Genomic DNA, 13,273 nt, shown 5'->3' with positions numbered 1-13,273 from the left:
GTGGTCCAATTGAAAATTAATGGGTAAGATCCGTTGATGCCGTTTATTGTCCCGGAGTATTGATCCCGCAAAGTGTAGCAGGTGGGTTCTACGGTTATAGTTTTCGAACTACCAAATGACAAGGCTTGTTACCAACTATAACACCGGACAGATCCCAAGATATCAATAAAAATGTTCGGTCAACACTAAATAGGGATAACTCGTACATTACAGATTTCCCATTTCCATAGTAGCATATGGATGAAAAAGTAGCAATAGAGAAGTGTAATAAATGAAAGCGTTTTTTAAGAATGCTTTTTCCAATCTTGTAACTGCTGATAACGCATGCCTAGAGCTTGTTCATACTTACCCGTGCTTTTTGGTTGATAGTAATGTTTGTATTTTAATTTGTCTGGTAAATACTGTTGATTGACCCAAGCTTGTTCAAAATCATGCGGGTATTGATAACCAATGCCACGATTTAATTCAGCTGCACCTTTATAATGCGCATCACGTAAATGGTTGGGAACATCCCCGGCTTGCCCACTGCGAATATCTGCAATTGCTTCATCTAAAGCGACATATGCACTATTCGATTTTGGCGACAAGCATAGATCCACCACAGCTTGTGCTAGAGGAATCCGTGCTTCGGGAAGACCTAGCCTTTCAGCAGCTAATACAGCATTGACTGTGCGCGAGGCAGCGTTAGGATTAGCTAATCCTATATCTTCGTAGCCAATCACCATTAAACGGCGACAAATAATAGCTAAGTCACCAGCTTCTACTAGACGACCCAAATAATGTAAGGCAGCATCCACATCACTGCCGCGAATGGATTTTTGAAAGGCGGAAATCACATCGTAATGTGCGTCCCCATTTTTATCGTGAGTAAGTGCTTTTCGTTGCACACATTCTTCGATAATCGAGAGGGTTAAATGGATTGTCCCCTCTTTTGGTGGGGTGGATTTGACTGCTAATTCTAGACCATTTAAAGCACTGCGTAAATCCCCATTTGTTGCACGTGATAAATGGCGTCGCGCTTCTTCATCAATCCTCACAGGAAACTCCCCAAGACCACGTTCGTTATCATTTAAAGCTTGGTCGATAGCTTGTAAGATATCTTCTTCTTGTAAAGGAAAGACTTCAAAAATTTGTGTTCGACTGCGAATCGCTGGGTTAATGGTGATATAAGGATTTTCAGTAGTTGCACCAATCATAATAATTTTACCACTTTCAAGATGAGGCAATAAAAAATCTTGTTTGGTTTTATCTAAACGATGAACTTCATCTAATAGTAAAATGACAGTGCCGCTCATGCGTGCTTCTTCAGCGACAATTTGTAAATCTTTTTTTGTATCTGTCGCAGCGTTCAACATTCGAAACGCATAACGTGTTGAACCAGCAATTGCGCTGGCAATACTCGTTTTTCCAGTTCCTGGTGGTCCGTATAAAATCATGGAAGATAACATCTTTGCTTCAACCATGCGGCGAATAATTTTTCCTTCACCGACGAGATGTTGTTGACCAACAACTTCATCTAAATTTCGAGGACGCATACGATAAGCAAGTGGTTGTTGCATAATAAACACCCTTTCATTTCTTTCTTCTAGTATAGCATAGAGAAGACGACGACTTTTCGCCATGAAAAAGCATTAAGGATAGCATGGAAGCTCAGAATTGTGTATGATGACAATAGGTGATGAAATGGAAGACGTAAAACAAATTTTTAACACGCAATCGACCGTAGAGATTGCACATTATCTTGTCGGCATGTACTTGGAGCATGAGACATCTGAAGGAATTTTAGGAGGATATATTGTTGACTGTGAAGCCTATTTAGGGCCAGATGACCAAGCAGCACACAGTTATGGGATGCGCAATACGCCTCGTTTACAAGCGATGTATCAACAGCCTGGAACGATTTATCTATACACGATGCATACGCATTTGATTTTAAACATGGTGACACAGCCAGAAGGCATGCCTCAAGGTGTAATGATTCGAGGAATTGAACCTGCTACAGGCATTGAACAAATGGAAGAAAATCGTGGGCGTTCAGGCAAAGAATTATCAAATGGACCAGGAAAATTGGTAGCGGCATTAGGTATTACTAAAGAGCTTTATGGGCAATCTATTTTTGCAAGTCCGCTACATTTAGTACCTGAAAAGAAACGAACACCTAAAAAAATTGAAACGTTACCCAGAATTGGTATTCCCAATAAAGGCAAATGGACAGATATGCCGTTAAGATTTGTGGCAAGTGGAAATCCGTATATTACGAATATTCGAAAAAGAGATATTGATCCAGATTTTGGCTGGTTAGAAAAGAGGAAAAAATAAATGGCAAAAGAAACGCTTATTACTTATTTAGATAAACAACTAACAAAGAAAATTACCGAATACGATACAGCAATTGATTGGGATGCAAAAAATCATACTATTGAACTAGTGATTCGTTTGTTTGCTGAAAACGCAGCAGGTACCGTCATTGATGATGCAGAAGGTGTCGAATCAGAAGAGGAAATCATTGAATTTGAAGATGGTATTTTATTTTACAATCCGCAAAAATCACGTTTTGATGAAGAAGATTATCTAGCAATCATTCCATATGAAGGCAAAAAAGGTATCCAACAAGCAGTGATTGACGGTTTAGTTGATTATTTACAAGAAGTATTAGATCAAGGTCAAAGTGATTTATTAGATTTCTTATCGGAAGAAAACGAAGATGAATTTTTTGAATTACAATTTTCAGAAGAAGCATTGGATCAAGCAATCGAAAAATATGAGGAAAAAGGTTATTTACCTTACCCAAGTTATTAAGGAGTAAAAAGAATGAAGTGGAATGAAGTAAAAATCGAAACTGCAAGTGAAGCGGTAGAAGCGGTAGCTAATATTTTAATGGAAGCTGGCGCAAGTGGAGTAGCCATTGAAGACGCCCTAGATATAGAAAACTTTCAAGGTGATGCATATGGAGAACTTTTGGACAAAGAAACTATTACCTCGTTAAAAGAAGGGGCGTATGTAGCAGCGTATTTTCCTGAAATAATTTTCTTACCCGAAATTTTACCTTTTATTCGTGAAGAAGTGGCTAAATTACCTGAATACGGTTTAGCAATTGGCAAAAATGAAGTAACTGTCAGCGAAGTAGCAGAAGAAAACTGGGCAACTGCATGGAAAAAATATTACCACCCGGTACGCATTTCACGTTATTTGACTATTGTTCCAAGTTGGGAAGAATATACAGCTCAACATACCGACGAAAAAATTATTACTTTAGATCCTGGGATGGCTTTTGGTACAGGCACACATCCAACCACTCGTTTAACGCTTCAAGCATTAGAAGTAACCTTGCGTGGAGGAGAAACTGTATTAGATGTTGGGACGGGTTCAGGTGTGTTAAGTATTGCAAGTAAATATTTAGGAGCTAAGGACGTTCACGCCTTTGATTTAGATGAGGTTGCCGTGCAAGCTGCACAAGAAAATATGGACTTAAATCCAATTGCTAGTGATGTGTCCGTAAGTGCCAACGATTTATTGAAAGGTATTGAAACGCCAGCCGATGTCATTGTAGCCAATATTTTAGCGGATATTATTGTTTTGATGGTACCTGATGCATGGCGTTTGTTGAAATCAGATGGTACGTTAATTGTTTCCGGAATTATCCATGAGAAAAAACAAATGGTTATTGATACCCTTGAAGCGCAAGGTTTTGAAGTTGACCAAGTTTTCCAACAAAAAGATTGGTATGCCATCATTTTGAAGAAACCTGAGGAAGATTAAGATGCAACGATATTTTTTAGCTGAAAACTATACACCTAAAGAACAATATGAAGTAACGGGGGAACCTTACCATCATATGGTCCGTGTCATGCGCATGAATACTGGACAACAAGTGTATTTAGCCTTTCAAAATCAATTGTCGATTATTGCTGAAATTAGTGCGATTACCGATGCTAGTGTTATCTTAAAAGAAATTGAAAAAGAGCAACAAGAAAAAGAACTACCAATTTCGATTACAATTGCAAGTGGGTATCCAAAGGGTGATAAATTAGATTTAGTGGTTCAAAAGGGAACGGAACTAGGCGCAGCAGGGTTTATCGGTTTTCCAGCCAAAACCTCGGTAGTAAAATGGGATGCTAAAAAATTAGCAAAAAAACAACAACGCTTAGAAAAAATTGCTCAAGAAGCAGCGGAACAATCACACCGTCAAGTAACCCCGATTGTTGAGCTTTTGGCAACCGAAAAAGAATTTTTAGAAAAAGTAGCTACCTATGACGTCATTGTTGTTGCCTATGAGGAATCTGCGAAACAAGGAGAACATGCACAGCTTGCCCGTATTTTGCAAAAGGTGGAAAAAGGTACCCGTTTATTGGCTATATTCGGACCAGAAGGCGGACTTGCTCCTCAAGAAATTGAAACATTGGTTGCAATGAATGGACAACTTTGTGGCTTAGGTCCTCGTATTTTACGAGCAGAAACAGCGCCGTTTTATTTATTAAGTGCGGCGAGTTATCAATTAGAATTAATGTAAAAATTCCTTGATAACTTTGGTTTTACAGGTTTGAAAAAAACACGGAAAATTTGTATAATATAACTGGTACTTAGGGATAGAAATTCCCAATCGGTCTCTTGTATACAAGTATAACCAAGAAGAGTCTGGGCGTTCGTCCAGACCTTTTTTCTCAAAGGAGGTTCCTACAATGGCTAAAGAAACGATTATGTCAGGCCCAACAGTGGTAAAACTTGTCTCTTATTATATGAGTAAAGAGCATGTTGCGTTTGTCCAAAAAGCGTTGGATTATGCAACCAAGGCGCATGAAGGACAATTTCGTAAATCTGGCGAACCCTATATTATTCACCCCATTCAAGTTGCGGGGATTCTAGCAGAATTACATATGGATCCTCATACTGTGGCGACAGGATTTTTACATGATGTTGTCGAAGATACAGATGTGACCTTAGATGACTTAAAAGCAGAATTTGGACCTGATGTGGCGATGCTAGTGGATGGCGTTACTAAATTAGGAAAAATTATGTACAAATCGCATGAGGAGCAATTAGCAGAAAACCACCGCAAAATGTTGTTAGCAATGGCACAAGATTTACGCGTAATCATGGTGAAACTGGCCGACCGTTTGCACAATATGCGGACATTAAATCATTTGCGTGAAGATAAGCAACGACGGATTGCCCAAGAAACAATGGAAATTTATGCCCCTCTCGCACATCGTCTAGGGATTAGTCGAATTAAATGGGAGCTAGAAGACCGTTCGTTACGTTATTTAAACCCAAATCAATATTATCGCATTGTTCACTTGATGCAAACCAAACGTGAGGAACGTGAAGCGTATGTGGAAGGAACAGTTGAAGAAATTCGTCTAGCGACAGAAGAACTCGATATTTATGCGGAAATTTATGGTCGTCCCAAACATATTTATTCTATTTATCGCAAAATGGTGGATAAGAAAAAACAATTTGATGAGATTTATGATTTATTAGCTATTCGTGTAATTGTCGATTCTATCAAAGACTGTTATGCAGTTTTAGGTGCGATTCATACGAGATGGAAACCTATGCCGGGACGTTTCAAGGACTATATTGCTATGCCAAAAGCAAACATGTATCAATCCATCCATACGACAGTGATTGGTCCGAATGGCAATCCAATCGAAATTCAAATTCGGACCCATGAAATGCATGAAATTGCCGAATTTGGGGTTGCGGCTCACTGGGCATACAAAGAAGGACACACCGAAGAAATCAAACCAGATGCCATGACTCAACAGGTTGGTTGGTTTAAGGAAATTTTAGAGCTACAAGATGAAAGTTTTGATGCTTCTGAGTTTATGGAAGGGGTTAAAGGAGATATCTTTAGTGATAAGGTCTATGTCTTTACACCAAAAGGAGATGTCTCTGAATTACCAAAAGGGTCTGGTCCGCTTGATTTTGCCTATAATATTCATACCGATATTGGAAGTAAGACAGTTGGAGCCAAAGTGAATGGCAAAATGGTTCAATTGGACTATAAATTGAAAACAGGTGATATTGTAGAGATTATGACTTCGGCTAATTCATCTGGACCAAGTCGTGACTGGTTAAAATTAGTCGCAACAAGCAAAGCGAAAAATAAAATAAAACGTTTCTTTAAAACACAAGATCGTGAAGGAAACATCGAAAAAGGACACGAAGCAGTAGTCAAAGCGTTGCAAGATTTAGGCTTCGTTCCTAAAGAAATGCTCTCTAAAGCTAAAATGCAAGAAGCGTTGCAACGCTATAATTACCATACAGAAGATGATTTGTTTGCAGCAGTGGGTTACGGTGAAGTTAGCCCAACAACTTTAGCCAATCGTTTAACAGAAGAAGAGCGTCGAGAACAACAAATCGAAAAAGATAAACAACGCATGCAAGAAATTATGAATAAGCCGGCGAAAAAAGAACCGGAAAAAATGAAAATTCGTCATGAAGGCGGCGTCGTCATTCAAGGTGTAGAAAATTTATTAATTCGCATGAGTCGTTGTTGTAATCCAGTTCCTGGTGATGACATTGTGGGTTATATCACGAAAGGACGTGGGATTTCTATTCATCGTGCCGATTGTCCCAATGTGACGAATGCTCCTGAAAATGAGAACCGTTTGATTGAAGTAGAGTGGGAAGATACTTCTAGCAATCAAAAAGAATATGCAGCTGACTTAGAAATTCATGGTTATGATCGCTCCGGTTTATTAAATGATGTGCTACAAGTTATTAGTTCACAATCGAAAAAATTACTCGGTGTCACTGCACGTTCAGATAAAGACAAGCAAGCAACGATTCGTCTATCAGTTTCAATTCAAAACCTATCCCATTTACAAACAATTACCGATAAACTGAAACAAGTACCAGACGTGTACAGTGTTCATCGTGTGAAAGGATAAAAAAATGCGCGCAGTTGTTCAACGAGTAAGTGAAGCAAGTGTCAAAATTAAGGGTGAAATTACAGGGACTATCGAGCAAGGATACATGATTTTATTAGGCATTCATGCGGAAGATACCCAAGCAGATGTAGAATATTTAGTCGGAAAAATCGCTAAATTACGGGTTTTTGAAGATGACGAGGGGAAATTGAATCGCAGCATTGATGCTGTGGCAGGAAGTATTTTAAGTATCTCTCAATTTACTTTATACGCTGAAACCAAGAAGGGCAATCGACCAAGCTTTATCAAAGCGGCTCGCCCAGAAGTAGCAGTTCCTTTGTACGAGGCTTTTAATGAAGGTTTACGTCAGTTACAAATACCTGTTGTGACGGGTAAGTTTGGTGCAGATATGAAAGTCGCTCTAGTTAATGATGGTCCAGTAACAATTATTTTTGATACACGTGAATAAAAAACTGTGGTTCGTTCCATCTATTGGAAACGAACCACAGTTTTTTTCGTTAACAATCAAACAATAAAAAAACAGTGTATATTTTACGTTCAGGCAAGAATTAGCGACGTTCAGGGAGAAAATGGTTCTGCTACAGTGAAAAAAGGTATAATCAACTTAAATACCCAAATTTATTCATTCGTTCATGTCTTACAAAACTGTTAGTTCCTGTTAAAAGGGAATTTTTTAAGAAAAAAACTCTAATAAAACCGCAGAAACAGGGTTCTTTTGAGAAGATGTTTGATTTTTTTTGTTTAAAAAGACAACAAATGTATGTGAAAAGCTTATAAAAATGATTGTAAGCCTTTTGTATCTATGGAATAATGAATAAAAATGTGATGTGATAAGGAGGATCTGAAAGATGAAATTTTGGCAACGAGCACTGAAAAGTGTGACACGAAGAAAAGGGCGCTCTTTTATTTTATTTTTAGTTATTTTTATTTTAGGGAATGTTATTGCGGGGGCAGTGGCAATTCAACAATCCACAGAAAACGTTGAAAAAGAAACCAAGAAACAGATGGGATCGCAAGCAACTGTTGACATGGATTATGAAAAGCTGGAAAAAGAGCAACAAAAAAATCCAGAGAAATTTGAAGGCGATGAGTGGGCTAAACCACCATCAATGAAAGAATTAGAAGCAATTGGCAAATTATCTTATGTTAGATATTATGATATGTCCATTCCTGGATATATTGGAACCAATAAATTTAAAGCTTATTCGCCAGAGGAAGGTAGCGTTAGTTATGGCGGTGCCTATAAATACGGATTTAACATCAAAGGCGTAAACCGTAAAGAAGTTGTGGATCTTGAAGAAGGTATTATTAAGTTGGAGAGTGGCGAAACCTTTACTGATAAGGCGATTAAAGACGGAGAAAATACAGTGTTAATCAGTCGTGAAGTTGCTGAAGCAAATAATCTTTCTGTCGGGGATCAAGTAGCACTTGATGTATCTGAGCAAGCTTATTCTGAAGAGCCGATGGAAGAAGAGAGTGAGGAACCTGCGACGCCTGAAGTTCTCACGTTCGATTTCCCTGTTAAAGTTGGTGGAATCTTCTCGGTCGTTAAAAAAGAAAAAACAGAGAAAAGTAAAGACGAAGATAATGGCGAAGCTGAATGGCGTGCGATGGAACAAATTAACACCATTTATATGCCAAATGAATTAGTCAAAGCATTAAATAAAGAACAGTCTCAAAAATTTTGGAATATGAGTGAAGAAGACCTTGCCTTACAAGAATCGCAAGAATATTATCAAGTAACCTATGTCTTGAAATCAATTGATGATGTAGAAGCGTTTCGTGAAGAAGCGAATGCATTAATTAGCAATGAATATTACCAAGTCTTTGCCTCAACTGATCAATACGATCAAATCGCAGGTGGAATGAAAAAATTAGGTACCATTTCAAAATATGTTGTAATTATTGCAGCTTTAGCAACAATTTTAATTATTTCATTAGTAGTGTTGTTATTCTTGCGTGATCGTAAACATGAATTAGGCATTTATCTGTCCTTAGGTGAAAGTCGTACGGAAATCATTGGTCAAATTATTGTTGAGTTGTTACTAACAAGTATTATCGCTTTGGTACTTTCACTAATAACAGGAAATCTATTAGGTGGTGCAGTATCAAATTCATTGTTACAAACAGATTGGTTAAATAATTCTAGTGATATGATGGGTGGCTATATGGGTGGATACTCATTAAATACACCAAGTGTCTCTTATGAAGATATTCAATCAGCTTATAAAGTGACGTTCTCAGCTGGCTATATTATTAGTTATTTACTATTAGGCTTAGGAACAGTCTTGCTTTCAGCGATATTACCATTGCTTTATATTCTACGTTTGAATCCGAAGAAAATTATGATGTAAGGGGGATGAACTAATGACTTTATTGGAAACAAAAAATGTTGATTATTTTTATCAAGATGGCGATCAACGCCGTTATATTTTAAAAGAGACGTCTGTGTCTTTTGAAAAAGGAACGTTCTATGCTATTTTAGGACAATCTGGTTCAGGAAAAACAACCTTTTTATCATTAATTAGTGCATTAGATTCGCCAAAATCAGGTGAAATTTTACTTAATGGTAAAGACATTAAGGCGTTAGGTTATGATAAGTATCGTCGGGATGAAATTAGTATTATTTTCCAAAGTTATAACTTGATTCCTTATTTGACAGCAGTCGAAAACGTCTTAGTGCCAATGTCAATTACTGATAATAAATTGCCGGACAATCATCGTGAAGTTGCTTATAATTTGTTGGATTATATTGGTATTACTCGCGATAAAGCCGACCGGTTAGTCAATCAATTATCAGGTGGAGAACAACAACGTGTGGCGATTGCGCGAGCTTTGGCTACGAATGTGGATATTATTTTAGCCGATGAACCAACTGGAAATTTAGATGAGGAAATGGAACAAGAAATTGTTGATATTTTTAAAGAATTAGCTCACGCACATAACAAATGCGTGATTATGGTGACCCACTCCAATGAAATTGCCCAACAGGCAGATGAAATGTTGTATTTGAGAAAAGGTGTGTTGAAGCCATATGAGTGATTTTCTTTCTAACTTTACGAAAAATAATTATGATGGACAAAAAAAAGAGACGGCAAAAAAGACACCTGAACCTGAAGAAAATATAGAAGAAACGGTGTCTGCTGAACCTGTTGAAGAAAAGAAAGTCTCAGAACCCATCAAAGAAACACCGTCGCCTAAAGAAGCAACACGCAAAGCTAAACCTAAATCAGAAGAAAAAATGGTCAGTCGTTTTCAAACGGAAGAGACTGAATTTGATCCAACCTATCAAAAACGCCAACGAAAAAAATATCTTTTTATTGGTTTGGCGACAGTTTTGGCAGCAATCGCTTTGTTTTTCACCTATTATCAATTGACCCATGTGAAAGTTCCAGATTTTGTCAAAAAAGAAATTTCTGAAGTACGTACTTGGGGGACTGAAAATGGAGTAGTCATTAAAGTCGATCAAGAATACGATTTTGATACGGAAGTTAACAACGTAATTTCTCAAGCTGTTGCTCCAGATAAAAAAATCAAAAAAGGTAAAACCTTAACGATTAAAGGTAGTCTTGGAGCAGATCCAGAAGAAAAAATTGCCCTGCCAGATTTTAAATCGATGGATAACACCGCCGCTTCTGATTGGATTACAGAACATAAAGCCGAAAATATTACGTTGCTAGAGTCGTTCGATGACAAAGTGGCTAAAGGCGAATTTATCAAACAAGAAGCAGCAAATAAAGAATTAAAATTAGAAGAATATAAACGAAAAGATCGTTTAACCATCTACTATTCAAAAGGAAAAGAAGTATTTGAAAAAAATATTGAAGTTCCGGATTTTAAAGGTAAAGCTCTATCTGAAGTAACAGACTGGACGAAGAAAAATGAAGTGAAGCTAAAAACCATTAAAGATTTTTCTAATGATGTTGCGGTAGATACTGTTATTTCACAAGAAACCGGAAAAGGAACAAAAATCGCGAAACAAGAGGAAATTGTCGTACACATTTCAAAAGGCAAAGCGATTGTTGTTCCTGATTATGCAACCTATACATTGGAAGAGGCAAGTAGCATTGAATCTAAAGTACCAGTGATGATTAAAAATCTATTTTCATCGGATGTGCCATATGGTCAATTCATTAGCCAATCAGTGGAACCAGGAAAAGAATATACAGAAGGGGATACGATTCCGCCTGTAGAAGTGGTTTATTCGCAAGGTCGTCCCTATATGAAGGATTTACGTGGCAGCACGAATGAAGGAGATTTACCAAAACTCTTCTTTGATGAATATCAATCCAAAGGTGCATATATTTATTATACCGTTTATTATGTCGATTCTTCTGAACCGAAAGGAACAGTCGTCGAAATGAGCCAATATGGTCAATTTTTACCAATTGAAGCTACGATTACTATTGGAATTAGCTTAGGCAATTTGAAACCAAAAGTGGATGAAATTCCCGAAACCTCTGAAACAGCCACTTTAGAAACTGAAGAACCAGCAGAAGATAATCCAATAAATGAATAGAAATAAACCGAAGCATTTTTTGCTTCGGTTTATTTCTTTAGGAACATATGTTTGTTTTTTGCGAGAGGATATGCTATATTTTCGTTAGAATATAGCAAGCAGATAAGATAGAAAGCAGGAACGTTCAATGAAACGATTATATACGATGACCGCAATAATTGGTGACGAAGAGTATACTTTTGCCGCAACGGACTACGGTTTAGCTTATTTTGATTTAGTAACGAACGATGAAGATATCTCTAAATTTTTTAAAGGATACCAAGTGATTACAGATAACAAAAAAGTCGCTAGTTATGTTCAACCACTCAAAGATTATTTTGCACAGACGGGGACGTCATTTCCATTTGCGATTGATTTAATTGGCACTGATTTCCAAAAACAAGTTTGGGAAGAATTATTGAAGGTGCCTTATGGAACCACCACCACCTATAGTGCGTTGGCAGAAAACATTGGTCGCCCAACGGCTGTCCGTGCGGTTGCTAATGCAGTGGGAAGAAATCCGCTCTTAATTGTAGTTCCATGTCATCGAGTCTTAGGAAAAAATGGCGCATTGACAGGCTTTCGTGGCGGCTTACCATTGAAACGTCGCCTATTAACAATTGAAGGACATACCTATTCTTAACGAGCAAATGCTCGTTTTTTTGTGTACAATCCCAACTTCCGATATAATAGAATTATCAGAATTTTTTATTTATTTGTAGAGGAGTGAGGAAATGGGATCTATTCAACAATTCGAGAAAACAGACATTCGTCCGGAAAATCCGTTATTTTCGAGTACAAAAACATTAATTGAAACGATATTTTATGGAAACAATGTCGAACTTGTACCTGATTTAGAAAGCGCTTACTACAAAGCGAAAAAGGCACCAGGAACCATTGTGACAGATTTACCGGTTAAGCATGCAGATAAGTTGGCGTTACCTGCAGATGCAAAAATGCTTGTAGGTAACGATGGCAAGATTGTGGGACGGACATCAGCGGCACGGGTGATTATTGGGCAACCCGGTGTGAATCAAAAATATTATGATGCCTTATTACGTGAAGCGATGTATCAAGCAACCAAACAAAAATTTTATCAAGGCAATGTGATTGTTGGTTTACATGAAGAATTCATGATTCGTAGTCATGTGTTAGTACCAGAAGGCTTTGAATTAAATCTCTATTCATATTTATTAAATTTTCAAATTGAAACAGCTCACTGGCGTACGCGGTATCAACATTCCAAACCACTCAAAGAAAATGATATCTATTTATTTGCCAATCCGGAATGGACGCATCCTGATTTTCCTCACGGGTTAGCCTTGTTTGATCCTATTCATAATGTCGCCGCAATTTTGGGACTACGTTATTTTGGTGAATTAAAAAAGGAACATTAACCTTGGCATGGGCAACGGCTCATCGAAATAATTTCGTAGCATGTCACGGTGGGCTAAAACAATATCAATTAACCGATAGACAATTTACGATGGCAGCTTTTGGACTTTCAGGTTCGGGAAAGTCCACGATTACTTTAACCAAACATCGTGGCCGCTATCATGTGGATGTATTGCATGATGACGCTTTTGTTATCCATAAAGAGACGGAAACCACAATTGCTTTGGAGCCTGCTTATTTTGATAAAGTCCAAGATTATCCACTAACGGATAGTCGTGTAGAATATTTTTTAACGATGCAAAATGTGGGTGTCACATTAGATGAACAAGGCCGGAAAGTTCCAGTCTTAGAAGATATTCGTAATAGCAATGGGCGAACAGTTAAATCGCGATTTGTCACGAAAAATCGTGTAGATGTGATTACTGAAAAAATTGATGCTATTTTTTGGATTATGAAAGATGACAGTTTACCCCCGGTTGTTAAAATC

General features: G+C 37.6%; 11 protein-coding genes, 1 other RNA gene and 1 pseudogene. 11 read left to right on the top strand and 2 right to left on the bottom strand.

Annotated elements, in window-relative coordinates:
- Window positions 1–23: 23 nt before the first annotated feature.
- Window positions 24–219, bottom strand: a non-coding RNA gene (gene ssrS, locus DOK78_RS00065) — 6S RNA.
- 65 nt (window positions 220–284) lie between these two features.
- Window positions 285–1,559, bottom strand: a complete 1,275-nt coding sequence (locus tag DOK78_RS00060) for a replication-associated recombination protein A (RefSeq protein WP_207871622.1) — start codon at window positions 1,557–1,559, stop codon at window positions 285–287.
- A gap of 124 nt (window positions 1,560–1,683) precedes the next feature.
- Between DOK78_RS00060 and DOK78_RS00055 the strand changes: the two genes are divergently transcribed.
- The 11 genes and pseudogenes from DOK78_RS00055 to DOK78_RS00005 all read left to right on the top strand — a co-directional run.
- Complete coding sequence (locus DOK78_RS00055) at window positions 1,684–2,319, top strand: DNA-3-methyladenine glycosylase (RefSeq protein ID WP_207871621.1); 636 nt, start codon at window positions 1,684–1,686, stop codon at window positions 2,317–2,319.
- Window positions 2,320–2,799, top strand: a complete 480-nt coding sequence (locus tag DOK78_RS00050; protein WP_207871620.1) for a DUF3013 family protein — start codon at window positions 2,320–2,322, stop codon at window positions 2,797–2,799.
- A 12-nt stretch (window positions 2,800–2,811) separates the two neighbouring features.
- Window positions 2,812–3,759: a 50S ribosomal protein L11 methyltransferase gene (prmA, locus tag DOK78_RS00045; protein WP_207871619.1), complete on the top strand. Its 948-nt coding sequence runs from the start codon at window positions 2,812–2,814 to the stop codon at window positions 3,757–3,759.
- Between the two features lies 1 nt (window position 3,760).
- Entirely contained in the window at window positions 3,761–4,510 is a 750-nt protein-coding gene (locus tag DOK78_RS00040; RefSeq protein ID WP_016174136.1) for a 16S rRNA (uracil(1498)-N(3))-methyltransferase, read from the top strand.
- A gap of 169 nt (window positions 4,511–4,679) precedes the next feature.
- Window positions 4,680–6,893, top strand: coding sequence for a RelA/SpoT family protein (locus tag DOK78_RS00035; protein ID WP_207871618.1), 2,214 nt, complete (start codon window positions 4,680–4,682; stop codon window positions 6,891–6,893).
- A 4-nt stretch (window positions 6,894–6,897) separates the two neighbouring features.
- Window positions 6,898–7,341, top strand: coding sequence for a D-aminoacyl-tRNA deacylase (gene dtd / locus DOK78_RS00030; protein WP_207871617.1), 444 nt, complete (start codon window positions 6,898–6,900; stop codon window positions 7,339–7,341).
- 400 nt (window positions 7,342–7,741) lie between these two features.
- Window positions 7,742–9,247, top strand: coding sequence for an ABC transporter permease (locus tag DOK78_RS00025; protein WP_207871616.1), 1,506 nt, complete (start codon window positions 7,742–7,744; stop codon window positions 9,245–9,247).
- Window positions 9,248–9,260: 13 nt separating this feature from the next.
- Entirely contained in the window at window positions 9,261–9,935 is a 675-nt protein-coding gene (locus DOK78_RS00020; protein WP_207871615.1) for an ABC transporter ATP-binding protein, read from the top strand.
- Entirely contained in the window at window positions 9,928–11,412 is a 1,485-nt protein-coding gene (locus DOK78_RS00015) for a PASTA domain-containing protein (RefSeq protein WP_207871614.1), read from the top strand. Before DOK78_RS00020 ends, DOK78_RS00015 begins: the two co-directional genes overlap by 8 nt.
- A 127-nt stretch (window positions 11,413–11,539) precedes the next feature.
- Entirely contained in the window at window positions 11,540–12,034 is a 495-nt protein-coding gene (locus tag DOK78_RS00010) for a methylated-DNA--[protein]-cysteine S-methyltransferase (protein WP_207871613.1), read from the top strand.
- A 91-nt stretch (window positions 12,035–12,125) separates the two neighbouring features.
- Window positions 12,126–13,273: pseudogene (locus DOK78_RS00005) on the top strand (phosphoenolpyruvate carboxykinase (ATP)); the annotation flags it as partial.

Source organism: Enterococcus sp. DIV2402 (assembly GCF_017426705.2).
GTDB lineage: Bacteria > Bacillota > Bacilli > Lactobacillales > Enterococcaceae > Enterococcus_F > Enterococcus_F lowellii.
This window is presented reverse-complemented; position numbering and strand designations above follow the sequence as displayed.